The organism is Thalassospira xianhensis MCCC 1A02616, assembly GCF_003326475.1.
Taxonomy (GTDB): domain Bacteria; phylum Pseudomonadota; class Alphaproteobacteria; order Rhodospirillales; family Thalassospiraceae; genus Thalassospira; species Thalassospira xianhensis.
The window spans coordinates 248,477-265,222 of the sequence record NZ_JPWA01000001.1; the positions used below are offsets into that span (position 1 = coordinate 248,477).

A 16,746-nucleotide genomic window follows, 5' to 3' on the forward strand; every position below is an offset into this window, starting at 1 on the left:
TCAGGAGACTTACCATGTCTACGATTGAACTGATGCAAACTGACATGCTGTGCATTATCGATGCGACGCCGACTTTCATGCCTGGCGGTTCGCTTCCTGTGCCGAACGGTGACGAGATCCTGCCCGTGATTAACACCCTCCTCCCGGTGTTCCAGCGCGCTGTTGCAGTTGAAGATTGGCATCCGAAAGATCACAGCAGCTTTGCTTCGAACCATCCTGGTAAAGCACCCTTCGATGTTGTCGACCTGCCGTATGGCAAACAGGTCTTGTGGCCGGACCATGCTCCGCGCGGCACGACGGAAGCCAAAACGCATGAAGACGTCGACCAGTCATACATCGAAGCCATCATTCGCAAAGGCTTCCGCAAGCAGGTCGACAGCTATTCCGGCTTCTTTGAAAACGATCAGACCACGACGACCGGGCTTGATGCCTATCTGAAAGCTCGCGGTATCAAACGCTTGTTCCTCGTCGGTCTGGCCACGGACTTCTGCGTTGCGTACACGGCCGAAGATGCCACGAAACTCGGATATCAGGTTTTCCTTGTCGAAGACGGTTGCCGAGGCATCGGAATGCCGACTTCTGAAGGAAAAACGACCATGGATGACGCCTACGAGAAATTGAAAGCTTGCGGGGTCACCTTCATTCAGTCGTCGGACATCTCCAGTTAAGGCGACCTACCGCAGGACACAGTTCAATGTCACCAACCATTCTTGCCATGTCGGCACACGACATTCTCGCCGTCCCCGTGGATCAGCCACATCGGCTATTCCCGGGGGACAGAGAACTAGCACGCAAGCTCTTTAAACAGCTCGCCGTCAAATGGCACCCCGATCATAACCGGTCGGAACCACTTGCAACGGATGTTTTCCAGCACTTGAACAGCCTGCTGCATACCGTGGACAAACAATTGCAGAATGGCACCTGGGCGGGAAGGGGCAGCCTCTCAGTCCCCGTTAAGCACGGTAAGGACATCCTGCTGCACTATGTCCAGGCGCAGGCATTCGAATTGGGCAGGTCATATTTCTGTCAGAACTCTGTTGCCTTTCTGGTCGATGGCGGAAATAGCGCGCTTTTCCGTGCCGCACTGGAAACGATGGCCGGATTTACCTACGCGAGCGACCGCATGCGAGAAGAATGCTCTCGCTATCTGCCGGAAATCGTGAAGTCTGCGGATACAGAGGACGGACACCTGGTTATCGTCAAGAAAACAAAAGACCTCATCAGATTGTCCGATCTTGTGACTCACCTGGGTGGAAACCTCGACCCAAAACATGTCGCATGGATTATGAGTTCACTGCTCAACATCGCGTGCTGGCTGAAGTGGTCGAAGCTGGCACATAACGCAATTTCACCGGACACGGTCTTTGTGTCGCCCAAATATCACTCGTGCGTATTGCTGGGTGGCTGGTGGTACACGAAAGCGGTGGGGGAGCGTCTGTCGCATCTGCCACCATTCACCTACCGTGTCGCTCCACGGTCATTGCGCAATGACAAGATTGCCAGTCCATCCCTCGACATCGAAAGCATCAAAGCAATCGGCCGGGAGCTGATTGGTAAACGACCCGATATCCCGGAACCTCTCGCCTCGTGGCTGAAAATTCCTGGCAGCGCAGATGCCTTCAAGGAATACGGACACTGGGAACGGGTTAGAGATGCGAGCTTTGGCGACCGTCGCTTCACCAAGCTCGAAGTAAGTCCAAGCGACATTTATCCAGCACTATAAGGAGAAGAACCATGGGTTCAGGAAGATGGGATTCAGATGCGTGGGCCAGTTACACAAGGTCTCACGTCGCCGGAAGATCCAAGAGCGAAGTTTTCTCAAGCCGGTCGATGTCCGACGACTTCGACCCGAAAAATATCAAGCTGCGCGAATCACGTGACAGCGATGACAACCCGAATGCCACCCCAATCATCATCGGCGGTGATGTGACCGGTTCAATGGGGTCTCTTGCGCACGAATTCATGCGTGGCCGCCTTCATACGATGGCTACAGATGTCTATGACCGTAAACCGGTTACCGACCCACATATCATGTTCATGGCCATCGGTGACGCGGACTATGACAGCGCACCTCTCCAGGTAACGCAGTGGGAAGCTGATATCCGTATTGCGGAACAGCTCCAGAAGATTTATCTCGAGCAGGGCGGCGGGGGAAACTCCTACGAGAGCTATCACCTCCCGTGGTATTTTGCAGCAACCCGCACCTCGATGGACAGCTTCGAAAAGCGGGGCAAAAAAGGCGTTCTCTTCACCTATGGTGACGAGCTGCCACCGCCCAAGCTGACGAAAGCACAGGTAAGCAAAGTGTTCGGCGACACGCTTCAGGAAGACCTGGAAACGGAACAGGTTCTCCAGATGGCGGAACGGACGTTCGATGTCTACCATTTTGTGCTGACCAATGTCGGGCAGGCAAGAGGCCGTCGCGACACGATGGATGAATGGCTGAAGGTCATGGGTGAACGCGCTGTTCCGATCTCCGATGACACCAAGCTGACCGAAGTCATGATCAGTATTCTGGAATTGCGTGCCGGTCGTGACAAGGATGACGTCGTCAATAGCTGGTCGGGCGATACAAGCCTGGTCGTGGCGGATGCCATCAAGTCTTTGACCCCGTACACGGACGCAGGATCTACCGGTGGACCCATCGCCCTGTAACGTCGCAACACGGGCGCGCCTCCGTTGGTGCGCCCGGTTTCCCCGGAGGAAAAAATGACCAGGAAGGCAGACATTGTCATCGGTGCGGGCTTTGGTGATGAAGGGAAGGGACTGACGACCGATTTCCTTGCCTATCACGCTCACTATCGCGATACATGGGTGGTCCGACACAATGGGGGTGCCCAAGCGGGTCATACGGTCTGCACACCAGATGGCAAACGGCATGTTTTCAGTCACTTTTCCTCTGGAACCTATACCGGTGCAAAAACTTTTCTTAGCCGGTTCTTTGCTGTCAATCCGGCCCTGTTCTTCCGGGAACTTGAAGAGTTTGATGGGCCTTTCCCTCAAATTGTGGTTGACCCCCGCTGCGAGGTAACGACCTATTTCGACATGCTTATCAACGAAATTGCCGAAGACGCGCGTGGTTCAAACAGGCACGGGTCTGTTGGCGTGGGCTACGGTGAAACGATCGAGCGAAACACTCATGCCGAGTTCCGCCTGACTGTCGCCGAGCTCTCCGACATTGATGCCACCCGCAACCAACTGGGACGCATCCGAGACCACTGGGTTCCCAAAAGGCTGGCCGACCTTGGAGTTTCAGAAGTCGACGATGCGCGGGCGGGTTTTATCAAAAGCAATGAACTGCTCGAACGCTGGCTTATTGATGCGCAACGCTTTTTGCAGCAGGTCGAGATTTTTACGGAAACCTGTCTGTCCGGGAAACGAAAGCATATCATTTTCGAGGGGGCTCAAGGCCTGCTCCTGGACAGTGAAAGGGGGCATTTCCCGCACGTAACGCGCTCTCGCACGGGTGTCATCAATGCTTGCGAGATCGCAGCGTCTGTGGGACTGACGGACCTCAACATCTATTATGCGAGCCGCTGTTACAAAACGCGGCACGGAGCCGGTCCGCTCGACAATGAACTGCCCGAGGCTCCGTATGGCATCGTGGACAAAACAAACAAACCTCATCCCTATCAGGGAGGATTGCGGTTTGCACGTCTCGACACGGAATTACTTGGCAAATCAATCCTTACTGATTTCCGGGATGTCCCAAGAGATATCAATGGCCATTTGCACCTTGTTCTGACGTGCCTGGACCAGGTTCCCGAGGTTTTCGAATATGCTGAAGGCTGTAAAGTCCATCGAACAGATCAGGAAACGTTCATCAGAAGGGTCTCGGAAAGTGTCCGTGCCACACATGCTTTCATTTCGCGCGGTGAAACCCGTAATGCAGTGTCTTTCTTCCCCCTTTAACCCCTAATCTCACAGTGATTGGATAGTGCGAGAACGTTTCTTTGGTCGACACTAATGAGAGATTTCCGCTGACAATTCGGCGCAAAGACAAGTGTTACAAAGTGCAACCTGATTAACGAGGAGTTGGCGAGGACAAGTCCTGTTCATCTCCCATATCTTCTTCGTCATCCAAGTTGTAAAACGAAACACCGGTCTCAGGATCATAGAAGTAGCTGGTCAAATGCCATGTCGCACCTACGGCATCACAAATAGCTCCGAATTCTTCCGGAGTTAAATTGCCAATCGCATGCCGACAAACTTCATCAGGCGTTAGAAGGATTTCCGCCTCACGTGTCCGAAACTTGACCGCTGGTCTCCCGGAGCAGACGCTAGACAACCCCCCGAACGGCACAAGCATATTTTGAAGCCCGTTACGAGCCGCGACAGTCAACGTGTTAAAGTCAAAACGATAGGGCCCCACTGCGTCTTCTATTTCCGCGCCCGTAACACCCAAATATCGGAGGTGTGCTGGCTTTGGACGGTCATGGCGCCAGCATCTTTTACCTCGGAATGATTCCACGTCCATAGTTCACGTCCTTTCCATAGCAGATTAGCGGAGTGTGAGCTCGGCTGCCACAATCGAAGCCCCCACCTCGTACAAGTTCCGGTACTCCGGCTTAACAGTGCCAACTATAGCCGGGATTGTTGCCCTATTGATGCTCAGGCTGCCGCCAATTCGGTGATTGCCATCCCATATGTACGATTTCTCTCCGATTTCGACAATGACAACTGGTTCGACGATTTCATTTTCAACGATGTCATCGTAGTAGTCCGGACGACCCTCCTCAGCCCACATTTCTCGCTCTTCGCGAAACCATTCGGACCAGTCTTCGACTGACCCAAACTTTGATAGGTCATAAAGGCGATTAAACGAGAATTCTAGATGGTCCAGCTCGGCATAGCCGTCGTCTCCTGGCGAAAACTGATTGGCCCAGAACCCCGCGCTTTTCTTCAATTCTTCAGCGGTCTCGCTTTCCCAGTTCCACATGCGTCACATCCGTTTATCAGGGCCAAATCCAATAACTTGAACGGACTGTAAACGCTATACTTGCAACTCACAAATAAGCAGTCCTTACGCCGTAAAGGAAATTAAGCGCATTTTCCTTTAAACAATCCTTGACGATAAAGGAAAAAGACGTAGATTGGGGATAACTGCAACAAATTTTGCTTTGTTGTTCCTAAAAAGCATCCCGCGCCTTTTTGATGTCAAAGCGAAGAGACTCAGACTCTGTCCAAATCAAAGAGGCAACACCTTGAGGGGGAAGAATGGCGGACATCGGCATATCGAACAGCTCCGACGATGGCGTTGAACAGCTTGGTTATATCATCAAGAACCTCATGAACCGCGCAAAACGTGACGGCTTCATTATGACCGGCACAATTCAGGCCGCGTTACCAGATGGTACAGATGACAGTGTCACGACGAAGTTCCTTGCCTCGATGACCACTATGGGGATCTCCGTCATTGATGGCGACGATATTCCCGACAGTGCAGATGACGACGATCCGGATGAAGAGGACGACGACGAAGAGTCAACCGGTAACATCAGCAATGCGGATACCAGCCGTATTGATGACCCGGTACGTCAATACATGCGGGAAATGGCCAATCAGACGCTGTTGGACCGCGATGGTGAAATCGAAATCGCCCAGCGCATCGAAGCCGCCCGCGAGGCCATGCTTCTTGGCATTTGCGACACCCCGCCAGGCATAGCCCAGCTTGTGAAATGGCGAGACGATCTGGTCGGCGGAAGGATGCTTCTACGTGACCTGATCGATCTAGAGACGACGTACTCCGAAGATGCAGGCAACAATGATGCGAGCGATGCCGACGAAGATGTTGGTTCAGCTCTTCAGAAATCGGATAGCGACGCCGATACTGACGACATCTCCGCCCATCTGAAGGAAGAGCAGGTATTTCCTCAGGTGATTGAGCTTCTTGACCAGCTCCCGGGTCTCGAAGAGCAATTAAAGCAGTCTGCGGCCAACGATGAAGAGCGTGCCAAAGTGCGCGCAAACATCGTCGAAGTCGTGAATAACGTGCGCTTTAACACAAATCGCATTTCAGATATCGTCAACATCATCAAAGATCTGCACGCCAGACTGCTCCCTATTGATGGCAAGCTTCTCGCTTTGGCAATGAAAGCAGGAATACCTCGGGAAGAGTTTCTCGAAGACTATCTCGTTGCCGATGTCTGCGAGCAATGGTTGACGGCTCAAGCCTCAACCTCCGGCAAGCATCCAGGATGGGGAAAGCTGAAGCACGAATACCAGACTAAAGCTTCTCGCCTGCTATCCGATCTATCTAGAGTGGAGGATGAAGCAGAAATGTCGGCAAGGCGGCTTCGCGCTATTTCAGCGAACCTTCAGCGAGCCCAGCGCGACAGTGAAAAAGCGATGCACGAGATGTCATCTGCCAACCTGCGCCTTGTGCTGTCGATCGCTAAAAAGTACACGAACCGCGGACTGGCCTTCCTTGATCTGGTACAGGAAGGCAATATCGGCCTCATGAAAGCGGTGACAAAATTCGAATACCGCCGCGGGTTCAAGTTTTCCACATACGCTACGTGGTGGATACGCCAGGCAATTACGCGCGCCATTGCGGACCAAAGCAGAATAATTCGCGTGCCGGTTCATATGATTGAAACCGTGACTAAATTCTCGCGTGTTTCCCGTCAGTACCTTACCGAACATGGTAAAGAGCCGACACAGGATGAAGTCGCCGCACTCATGGAGATTCCGATTGAGAAAGTGCGCAAGGTCATGAAACTGGTATCGCAACCAATCAGCCTGGACACCCCGGTGGGCGATGAATACGGCGACAGCACGCTTGGTGACTTCATTGAAGACCGTGGTGCCGTGCAGCCTCTAGATGCTGCCATCCAGAGTAATCTTGAGGAGTCAACGAAGGAAGCACTGGCGACACTGACCGAGAGGGAAGAGCAGGTGCTTCGGCTGAGGTTTGGTATTGGAAAAGACTCAGACCACACACTGGAGGAAGTTGGCCATATTTTCAGTGTGACGCGAGAGCGAATCCGACAGATCGAGGCGAAAGCCTTGAAAAAGCTGAAACATCCGAACAGATCCAAGCGACTAAGAAGCTTCTTGGAATAGAAAAAAGGCGGGTTCTCCCGCCTTTTCCGTTTCTCAGACAACATTGCCAGAGAAAAAAAATCACATTGCAGACCATCCAATGAAACTCATTATGCGAACAAACCAACACAAAGCATTGAAAGAAAAGGATTCTTCTTACGCGAATAAATGACCGTCGTTCCGTTGCGCAAGAATTCTTGATTTATGGTAAAAGTGCGCCTTCCGTCAAAGGAAAAATGCAGATAGATATTGCGACCGCACTGAAAAATATTCGGACCCGTTCAATGCTTGATGCCAACCTTCAAAGAAATCTAGCCTCCGCGATGCCTCGAAGAACGCATCAGCGCGCAGAAGCATATCCCTTCTACCTAAGAGCCATTTATTCTCTAGCGGTGGCAGTAACCGGTGCGCTTGTCGGCATCATGATTTACGCTTCGTTCGTAAATAGCCCACGAATTCCTGATGAACGCATAGGACGGCTTATTGTGACGGTCGGAGAAGAAACCGGTCAATCACCAGCCGCCCTATGGGACGAAATGGAAAAGCGCATAGGGAAACCCGTCAGCGCTTTTAACATGGATGACCAAGTCGCCGCCGTTGAGTTCCTTGCCAAACAGATCGAAGGCGCACCGAAGAAAACGACTAATATCTGGTAACAAATGATGAAGTTACGATTATCGGGAATTCGGTAGACTTCCGCCACACTGTCTGCGCCGGGTAGGTCTTTAATCGCGTTTCGGCCGTGCCGGTCAACTCATCGGTTACTCCCAGATGCTCGAAAAAGTCGGACGGCAAAACAATCTGAGACGGCACCGTAATCAATGGCGAACCATCTTGGGTGAAAACAGAAATAAAGCAGAACTCACACGTTTTGCTCAACGACACCAGAACATCAGGTGTCATGACCGCAATAAGAACCCCCATCACGTTGCCATTTGAGCTGGCAACCTTCGTCGTGACTGGCAGGAAGGGAACCCCAGACTGCTGACCGGTCACCGGAGCACCAACCCTCACCTGGTCCGTATGATGTCCCAAGGCATCAATGAAATAATCCCGATCAGACAAGTTCAGCTTGTCGGCCGGGTAGCGGGTTGAATCGATCTGCAATATGCCCTTGTCGTCAATGAACAATATCGCCCGCACGCCGGACGCATCATCCGCATATTTCGCCAAGGTCGCCTGGACGACAATTTCACTCATCCCTCTGCGGTCCCGCAGAAGATCAGCAGAGCGTCGCAGCACACCCTCTGCTTGATGAAGTACGCCATCGATATTGCTGACCAGCGTAATCGCGCTGTTCTCGAGAGCCAACGCGCTGGCACGCTCTTCAGCGCCAACGTCGCTGATGCTTAAAAATATGAATGCCGAGACAAGAAACCACTTCATTTAACACCACACTTAAACTTACTGCTGGCGCAGAGAGCTACCCTAAGGGAGAGGAGGTGTAAACGTTCGGATATCGCATAGCAACAATGCGGTGGTTGCTTGGAAGATGCAACCACCGCCGATAGGCCTGATAAGACTCAGGAAAATTTGGAGCTAAATGGAAAGCAGCTCAGTGCATCATCAGGCTTCCCTGTTTTCTCAGCTCAGCTTCTGCGGCCGCATTTTCGCCGTTGATAACGCGGAATGCTTGTTCCAGTTGCCGAATCGAACATTGCGAACCTTCATATACGGATTTCAGCCATGCTTTATCTCCTGGACCGAGGTCTGGAAGACAGTATGTCGGCATTCCCAACCTGGAAGCCTCTTTGGCCATAACCCGCGGCAGGATCTGTTCGAAATGTTCCGGACCCGGCGCTGGAATCTCTTGCACAAGGAAACGCTTGCGGAAAGTGTCTGTCAGCGCACTCAGTGAGTTTGCAGTACCCATGAACGTAATATTGGTCAAATCCACATTGGCCAGCAAGCAGGCGTCTCTGTAGCCGCCTGCCGGAGGTTGCAGCATGGTTAATAGGGCCCCCATTACTGACCCGTTTCTGCCTGAGGCGTCAGAAACACCTTTATCGACCTCGTCGAGAATAATAGCCGGGTTACAGCATTCACTGTCAGCCATGATTTCAACGGGGCCAGATGGTTTAGTAGATACCCACCCCCTTGAAATAGCCGTCAAGCCAGCGCTGTCATGCGTACCACCCACCGGTATCGTCATATTGGGCATTTGGCACTTGTTTGCTATCCACTCCAGAATAGTTGTCTTGCCAGCACCAGATGGACCAACAAGCAGAAGCGGTGGCAACTTGGGAAATTCAAGGTTGCTTGACTGCAAAATTGAGAGTTGCCCTTGAAGATATCGGGCCAACGTGGGAACCCATGGGAATACCGTCAGCATTTCTTCAGCGAACTCTTCAGGGTCTGGAAGGACGCCTCTGAATGGCAGAGACTTACCAATCAGGTGGCTGTACCTTTTGGAAATTTCGAGGCCTTCTTTCGAATAAGGATCACCGATGGTTTCCACGACAACCACGCCAGGTTCCTCAAGGCTTGGTACAGTGTAACCAGGACGGCTGTCGGCCATTGGGTGATTTGAATTCTGAAAGAGGCCACGAGTTTCGTTGGGCTTAACCGAAGTCGATTGCAAAATCTGCTCACGCTCCATTGCATTGGCTCTTTGCAACCAGGTTCGGACAAGCGAAATAATCTCGGATTGTGACCTTTGCAGCTTCTCTTCAGAACCTTCAAGGGTTAACTCTTCGGCGAGTTCACGCGCGGCAGCAATACTTCCCAACGAAGCAGAAACCCACAACCAGCAACGTCCAAGGTCCACTGTATTATTATCCTCCAGCAACGCCAATGCTGCTGAATACGCTGCTTTATGGCTACCTTTTCCAGCTTTGATAATCGCTTCGGAAAAATGAGGCTGCTTATTGATTGTCAGTTCAACGAGAGACAAGCATACGCCATCAACTCGTTCTTTCTCGCCCGGCAAAGTCAGCCAACAAGAGAGAGCTTGCTCAAGAATACTGTCACCCATGAAATGGTCTCCATTCGTGCTTGTCAATTTTATGACTTCGCAAGGTATAGAGAAATTCTGGAAACAAATCAAACATTTAGTTCCTTCAAAAAAGGAAGCAAAACGATATGAATTTCCTTATATAAAGCAAAAAGTTTGACCGTTTTAAAGACTGATGCGACGATTCAAGAATAAATTGCTTTCACCCAAGGATATCGCATGAGCATTTACATCGCTTATATTTTCTTGCTGATGACTTTTATCGTCATGAGGCGTAGTGACTGGTGGTGTTATCTGTCGGAGACAGTCATCAGCTATGGGCTCGCGCTGGTCGCTTTGCTGGCTTCTGAAACAGCACCAATAGCTTTCTCAAACGAAGCTGCCCACTTGACGATGTTTCCCAAGCTCATTTGGTTTGCGCTGCTCTCAACGGCTGTTTGCGGATGCTGGATTGGACTACGCAGTCTCATGGTCCGCGTAAAACACCTCAGCGCTTAGAGGAGTGTGCTGCAAGGCATAAGCCGTGCGAACCCACCGTGCAACATCCGGCCCTGCACGATGCGTAGAAGGGGACTGAGACGAGACTTCGTCTACGAGCTTGATCAACATCTCCGCATCAATACCTCGTTTGCCCGCGATGCCAGCCAGGAGATCGTAGAGCACATGTCTGAACACAAAGGGCGCACATGACCCTGTCACCGCAATGAATAGCTCATCTACCCATCTCTGGTCCCAGATCGGAGAGTCCGTATAAGCTGTTCGTCCAACAACAGCCCTCCGAATATTGGCGACAGCCTGTTCCGGCCAAATTCCCGAAGTCTCCAGCATTTTTCGCGATATGTGATGAATTTCGCGTTCCGCAGTTTCATCCCATTCGCGCTCTTTCCACGTATCATGCCGTTTGATAAGTGCGCTCTGAATGTCGAGATCGCATGTCGCGATGCCGTACTCGATGGGATAACTGCCCTCGTGCAGACCGCTTGCCTCAAAATCAAAGATGACGACATCAGGCAAGAAGTTTTCGACTATGACTTCCGGAAACAACTTCACTGTACGACCTCCTTCTTGCCATAGTCAGACAGCCATTTTTTCAGCTTCAGAATTCGGTCACGCTTTTCAAGAAGGCTGGAGCGCTCTATTGTTCCGTCGGCAAGTCCTTTGACCACGTATTCTTCAAACAACCGGGCATTTGTGTAGTCCGCGATAATGAACATGTCTGCGTGCTGAACAATGGACAGGGTCGTTTCCTTCGTCAGCGCCAGCTCATCCAAGGCATCCGAAAACACAACGCCGTCAAACTCAAGGTCTTTGCGGAGTAACTCGTATATCCCGTCGTCCAGGATAGCCGGGTCGTCTGTCCAGCCTGCATAAATCGCATTCGACATCATGACGGAGTAGGGAGGCTCGGCCTGGAACGCTCGGGCATTGCTTCGAAACTCGCCAGGCACAGTCTCAAAAAAGTACACAGGTTCGCTCTGCGCGCGATCTGCGACAGCCCAGTGGTCTTTGGCTGATTTCGACCAGGTTGTTCTTCCCGGGAAGTGCTTCAGCACCGGCGCCACTCCCTCCTGCACCATGGCATCAGCGAATATTCGGGCATATCGTTCCACGACTTCCATGTCGACGCCCGCGGACCTTTGCGGAACAAACGGATTGGACGGCTCTACCACCGGCGCCAAGTTGATGTCGATACAGGCTTGTCTCAACGCGCGCCCAGATGCCCGAGACCTGACGCTGTATTCGTCCTGGCCCATAAGCGGTGCATCTGTCGGGGCAGGAGGGATAGCCTCTACAGGAGACCTTAGACGGACCACAGGGCCGCCTTCCTGATCGACGAGTATCAGAACCTCAGGTTCGTCTTTCTTGATTTCGCACGCTATCAAAGGATTCTGGTCGAAATCGCGCTGGAAGAGAATGTAGGCGCCGTGATTGTCCCGGCCTTTCCCGTACAGTCGGCTGGTCGCAATCAACGATTTGATAATGCTCCTATCGGATACGCCATCATCAGCGGCATGAGCTGGTGACATGAAGCCCAACAGGGAAATCCCGATAGCCAGAGGCAACATGGACAGACGCATTAGCCGACCCTGGGCGCAGGCACGCGAAGCAGCATCGCAACCACTTCTGAAACGCTCTCAGGCAGTGGGCCTTGCTCTCTGACCACGACAAAACGTTGTGCTATTTCCCCATTGCCAAACCCGAGTTTGCGCATGGCGTTCTGGGCATCGCGTTCAAGCGTGCTGCCACTCGATCCCGCAGCATAGCCAATACCGCGCGCAAGCACGGCGGCTTTGGCCTTGAGCTCAACAACCAGTCGCCCGGCTGTCTTTTTCCCAACACGGTTTGCTTTGGCAAAATAGTTTTCGTCTTCAGATGCCAGGGCGCCAACAATGTCGGCACAGCTTCCCAAAGACAAAATCGACAGCGCCGCCGAGGGACCTATCCCTTGAACAGACGTCAGAAGCTGGAATACCTCACGCTCATCATCCGTACGGAAGCCATATAGAGTGATGGCGTCCTCTTTCACAATTGTCTGGATGACAAGTTCAATCTCTTGACCCAACTCGGCAAGACTACCGAGTGTGGCGGTGGAAACGTGAACCAGATAACCAACTCCATTGACCGTAATGACGAGAGAGTTGCCGTTCCTCGACTGAAAGCGGCCGCTTAGATATGCTATCATTTCGGTGTCGATCCTAAAAAACTACAAAAGATGTCGCAACACTTCGGCAACCCTTTTTAGGAGGGAGACAGTGTGGTCCTGGCGCTTCTGGCCAAAAAGAACGGCTTCTTCAGGCAGGAACGCATGCCCGAAGCCGGTAAAAATGATGTCATGAAGCGTAGGTTCCGCGGCTCGACCCGAGGTTACGGCCGACCTGGCGTATTGGCGCATGGTATCAATAGTAACCAGCAAATCACGGCTTTGGGCATGCACTGCCTCATATTTCTCGATTGCCGCATGCAAAGTATCCAGTGCATCAATCAGGCTGGCACCACCACCAATGCTCTCGGCAAGCAGGTTGTAGAAGCGCGCACGCGATTTAATCGAGACAAATGGAAGCTTGGAGGCTGTACGAGCAGGTTTGGTGTCGCGGTCGGCCGTCTGCTCTACAGCACCATCAAAATCCGACATGTGACGTTCTCCTTATGGTTTAAGGAATATTACCCGTGACCAAAGGAAAACGTCAACATATTAAAGGATATCAGGGCTTCATTCCCGGACTTGTTTCTGACTGGACCCAGTCTTCGACATCGCCAGCATTGAGGGCAACCGTGTCGGCAATGACCATGTCGCCATCAAGAATGCGACATTCGAACGATCTTGATAGCGACAGTGATTTGCCGTCATCCGGAGTAACAACAACCACAGTACCGTTCGCCAGAACTTTCCTGAGTTCAGGGCCACTGTCGGACGGAACGACATTATATCCACTTTCGCGTAGCAGTTTCAGCGGTGGAACGCTGCGTTCGGCTTTTTGTTTTTTCTCAGCTTTGTCAGCTTCCGAGTTTAAGACGATTTCCTCGATCGCATCTTCACTGACAAACACACTTACAGCCGGTTTACGGCCTCTACGAGTGCGAGGCCTCGCGTTTGCAGCAGGTTCTGGCTGAGCTGCGACCGCCCTTGCAATCTGGCCCATCTCTGCAACCTGATTGTCGGTGACAGCAAGGTCACGGGCCGCCGGTCCAGCGATTGCCGGGCGCTCCTGCGCTTGTGCAGAAAGTTCCCTGCCTTGATAGAAAGCATGGCCACCGCGCCACGTGTAAATATAGGTTCCCTCGACGGGTGCCCCATTAGCTCTGCTGTCCTGCACCAGCAGATAGCTGTCTTCTTTGCCAACGGCCAGAATTACCCTCGGGCGGTAGCCTGGCATCAGGTTGTCAAAATTAATCGTGCTGTTGTTCACCACGCTGCCGTTGGCATGAACCCATTCGACCATGGCACGAAGCTCGGGTTCCGGGGTAGGGCCTCTTCCGGCAATGTTTGCCAGCACACGGACCTCACCCAGTGGGTCTCTCCGATCGTTCCGGCAAATCTGCTCCATTCTGGCATAGCAGGGGATCGCTCGGAAAATCGTGCGTCCAATCATGCGAATGCCTTCGCCGAGATTGTCCCGCCCGCCCGGTCGACGGCCACCGCCCATATAGCCCGGCAATTCCGACAGGGAGTACCAGCGTGGCTCGACCATCGCAAGTTCGCCACCTTCTTCCTGGGCAACAACTTCATTTTGGCGCCTGGTTCCCAGTTGAGCGACGGCGTCCCGTCCTTGTGGCGTCAAAGGGATACGCTTGTGTTCTGGGCCATCATAACCAATCTGCCCGGCCGGGGCCGCGCCTTCAGCAACAACTGGAGCAGCAGCGTCGGCATCAAAGTCCCGGAACAGGGCCTCGTCCTGGTCTCCATCTGCCTGCGGAATGCGCCCATCGTCATAGGCGACAGAAATTTGTTCGAACCGTTGCTTGAGGGCCTCCTCATCAAACGGGTCCTGCGCAACGACTTCGTTATCGGCATTGCCCGCAAACGCCGGAAGCTGCGTTCTATCTGGTCTGAGCATCAGTGTTTTCCTTCAAATCGGGGCCATCTTCAAAAGACAAATCGGCACGACCGTCTTTAGAACGAGAATTCCTTCATACTATCTGGCAGACGAATGCAAAAAACGCCATGGAAAGAATAGCAAAAATGTTCTCGGGTATTCTTTTGACAGTCATAGGACAGGCTTACGGGAGAGGGGCGGGCCCCTCAAAATCATCTTCGTCGTCAAGGTCATCTTCAAGATCACTGTCAAGATCTTCAATCTTGAAATCGAATTCAGGATAGCCTTTCCAAGAATTCTCCGTAATGAAGTAGCCCAATGTATCGACTACGTGTAAGCCGGTAGCAATGTAGCCTTTTCCGTCGACTTCCAACCATGACCAACACTTATAAGGGTCTGTTGCCTGTAAGATTTCCCACGCTGCTTGCGTTTTATCAAACAACCATCCATTGAAGGATGCATCCTCTGTCGGGTTCTGGATAGGTTTGAATAGATCTTCCCAGTCATCTTCTGTTTTTGGAATGACTGGTTCCAGTTTCAAACTCGTGATGAGTGCTTTTTGATGGTCGGAGACCTGACGTCCAAGTTCTCTATCAGTAAACAGAACCAGAGAGCCTCCCGCCGCCCAGTCTTCAGCATCAGCAGCCAGAGTCCCATCACTTCCAAGCTTACTACAGACAAGTCCATCAGCTTCGTCGGTGTTGATGGCCACAACCGGGTCAGGCTTACCTGGAACAAATTGGTACTCACCAACCAGAAGAGCGAACGCAGCATGCTCTTCGACCGATGCAAACCCGAGTGGCAAACCATGCGCGCGCCGCCAGACCTTGCCGCGTTCCAGCAGCTGGAGTTCGTCTCCTCCGACTCTGAGGGCCGTATCTGCGTTGGTGAAGAAGACATGATACACATCAGAACTGGTTCTGTCTTTTATGCTCTCCCAGTCAATACGGGAAACCATACCCTCGCCGTGATTGGCGGAATAAACAAGGTCCAGTTCCCAAAAATCAGTCTTCGGGAGGGCGCTCAGATACAGTTCTTCCCTGTTCAACAGTCTGTCTGGCTTACCATCAACTCGTTGTAATTGGTGGTCCCCGACCTCTTTACGGGAGCCGTCTTCGAACTCAACGACGAACCATGCATTGTTGATGTAATTGCCGGGTTTTAATCCATAGTTCCTGATGCGACCGCGGGTCGTTTCCACATACTCGACAATTGTGCACGGCTTCGCATTCCCGGCAAATTTGCCCTGTTGGGAATAGAGGAACTTTTCTCCAATAAGGCCTTTTAATCCAACTCTGACAGTCATTCTTCTGTTCCTTATCTCGGGCCTGCTGGAGCGACGGCTTCAGGTTCAAGTTCGCGGCGGCTGCCAATCATGTAACCACCTGATGTCAATGCGTACGCCTCTTCGACTTCGGCGCTGTTTACATCCGTAAACACCACAACGAAGTGCAGCACCATAGAATCTCCGTCGGGGTCATCTGGGTTATCAAAATAGACCACCCGCGAGTAATGTGTTCCCGGAGATTCAGAACTCCATCCATCTGTATCCTTTATGGACAGGTTGCCAAAATCGTATCCTTCGAATTCTTCAAGGAGGGCGGCATCCCGCTTCTCGCGAAGCTGTCTTCGGTCGTCAATTCCGGATGCTCCCAACTCGTATCTGGACCCGTTAATTTCGATGTAGGTGTCAGCAACAACATCAGAAGTAAAACCATCGAACTCAACGGTAAAGACACCACACACACGCGGAGACATCGGGTCCTTCCTGTCACCGTCGGCAGCCAACCAGACAAAGCGTCGATGTTCATTTGATAGGCGCTCGCGCTCATATTGCCAAGGGCTAACCTCCAGCACTTCAGTCCCCGCGAAGTTGGCAAATACTTTATCTGCGGCAATCTTGCGGAGCTCCATCAGGTGAGGTTCTTTTCCCTGCTCAGCAGCCATGTTATGTCTTGGCACCTTTCCATTTTTAAAGATGGATTTCTTCCAGACCTTAATGTCGTTCTCTTTAAGAAAAATTTCGACAGCTTCATCCGGTCCGTGCTCTTCGATGTTAAGGAGCAATTGCCTTACCACCCCAGCCGCATAACACGCGACGTATTTTCCATCAGAGTAGCGATGGATAAAAATCATGCCATCGACGTTTTCAGCGAAGTACTTTTCGGTTTCAAGAAGACTGGTCATTCTGGTGCCTGCTGTTAGTAGTGGCAA

The 16,746-nt window shown here is 52.0% G+C and carries 16 protein-coding genes; 6 read left to right on the top strand and 10 right to left on the bottom strand.

The features are described 5' to 3' along the window. Positions 1–14: 14 nt before the first annotated feature. The 4 genes from pncA (at position 15) to TH5_RS01500 (ending at position 3,912) form a co-directional block, all read left to right on the top strand. Positions 15–668 carry a bifunctional nicotinamidase/pyrazinamidase gene (gene pncA, locus TH5_RS01485; protein ID WP_244204798.1) on the top strand — a complete coding sequence of 218 codons (654 nt, stop codon included), beginning with the start codon at positions 15–17 and terminating at the stop codon, positions 666–668. Between the two features lie 26 nt (positions 669–694). Continuing rightward, entirely contained in the window at positions 695–1,723 is a 1,029-nt protein-coding gene (locus TH5_RS01490; protein WP_147250026.1) for a J domain-containing protein, read from the top strand. A 107-nt stretch (positions 1,724–1,830) separates the two neighbouring features. Further along, positions 1,831–2,655, top strand: a complete 825-nt coding sequence (locus tag TH5_RS01495; RefSeq protein WP_208638381.1) for a hypothetical protein — start codon at positions 1,831–1,833, stop codon at positions 2,653–2,655. Between the two features lie 54 nt (positions 2,656–2,709). Then, entirely contained in the window at positions 2,710–3,912 is a 1,203-nt protein-coding gene (locus TH5_RS01500) for an adenylosuccinate synthetase (protein WP_147250027.1), read from the top strand. Positions 3,913–4,501: 589 nt separating this feature from the next. On the opposite strand, the gene TH5_RS01510 is transcribed toward TH5_RS01500, so the two are convergent. Beyond that, positions 4,502–4,939, bottom strand: a complete 438-nt coding sequence (locus TH5_RS01510) for a hypothetical protein (protein ID WP_114120334.1) — start codon at positions 4,937–4,939, stop codon at positions 4,502–4,504. Positions 4,940–5,217: 278 nt separating this feature from the next. On the opposite strand from TH5_RS01510, the gene rpoD reads away from it, so the two are divergent. Next, the gene (rpoD, locus tag TH5_RS01515; RefSeq protein WP_114120336.1) at positions 5,218–7,065 is read left to right on the top strand and encodes an RNA polymerase sigma factor RpoD; all 1,848 of its coding nucleotides are present in this window, start codon (positions 5,218–5,220) and stop codon (positions 7,063–7,065) included. Between the two features lie 176 nt (positions 7,066–7,241). After that, positions 7,242–7,700: a hypothetical protein gene (locus TH5_RS01520; protein WP_147250028.1), complete on the top strand. Its 459-nt coding sequence runs from the start codon at positions 7,242–7,244 to the stop codon at positions 7,698–7,700. Here the strand turns inward: TH5_RS01520 and TH5_RS01525 are convergent. From TH5_RS01525 to TH5_RS01565, 9 genes are all read right to left on the bottom strand, one after another. Then, the gene (locus tag TH5_RS01525; RefSeq protein WP_114120340.1) at positions 7,687–8,430 is read right to left on the bottom strand and encodes a PDC sensor domain-containing protein; all 744 of its coding nucleotides are present in this window, start codon (positions 8,428–8,430) and stop codon (positions 7,687–7,689) included. The two genes, TH5_RS01520 and TH5_RS01525, sit on opposite strands and share 14 nt — an antisense overlap. A 169-nt stretch (positions 8,431–8,599) precedes the next feature. After that, positions 8,600–10,018, bottom strand: coding sequence for an AAA family ATPase (locus tag TH5_RS01530; protein WP_114120342.1), 1,419 nt, complete (start codon positions 10,016–10,018; stop codon positions 8,600–8,602). Between the two features lie 435 nt (positions 10,019–10,453). Further along, on the bottom strand, positions 10,454–11,047 hold the full coding sequence (locus tag TH5_RS01535; RefSeq protein WP_114120344.1) for a hypothetical protein: 594 nt from the start codon (positions 11,045–11,047) through the stop codon (positions 10,454–10,456). Next, complete coding sequence (locus TH5_RS01540) at positions 11,044–12,075, bottom strand: glycoside hydrolase family 3 N-terminal domain-containing protein (protein ID WP_114120346.1); 1,032 nt, start codon at positions 12,073–12,075, stop codon at positions 11,044–11,046. Before TH5_RS01540 ends, TH5_RS01535 begins: the two co-directional genes overlap by 4 nt. Further along, complete coding sequence (ruvA, locus tag TH5_RS01545) at positions 12,075–12,680, bottom strand: Holliday junction branch migration protein RuvA (protein ID WP_114120348.1); 606 nt, start codon at positions 12,678–12,680, stop codon at positions 12,075–12,077. Before ruvA ends, TH5_RS01540 begins: the two co-directional genes overlap by 1 nt. A 21-nt stretch (positions 12,681–12,701) precedes the next feature. After that, positions 12,702–13,130 (bottom strand): hypothetical protein, encoded by a 429-nt coding sequence (locus TH5_RS01550; RefSeq protein ID WP_114120349.1) that lies wholly within the window; start codon positions 13,128–13,130, stop codon positions 12,702–12,704. A 70-nt stretch (positions 13,131–13,200) separates the two neighbouring features. Then, positions 13,201–14,553: a hypothetical protein gene (locus TH5_RS01555; protein WP_114120351.1), complete on the bottom strand. Its 1,353-nt coding sequence runs from the start codon at positions 14,551–14,553 to the stop codon at positions 13,201–13,203. Between the two features lie 163 nt (positions 14,554–14,716). Next, on the bottom strand, positions 14,717–15,838 hold the full coding sequence (locus tag TH5_RS01560; protein ID WP_114120353.1) for a hypothetical protein: 1,122 nt from the start codon (positions 15,836–15,838) through the stop codon (positions 14,717–14,719). Positions 15,839–15,849: 11 nt separating this feature from the next. Then, positions 15,850–16,719, bottom strand: coding sequence for a hypothetical protein (locus TH5_RS01565; RefSeq protein WP_114120355.1), 870 nt, complete (start codon positions 16,717–16,719; stop codon positions 15,850–15,852). Positions 16,720–16,746 lie beyond the last annotated feature (27 nt).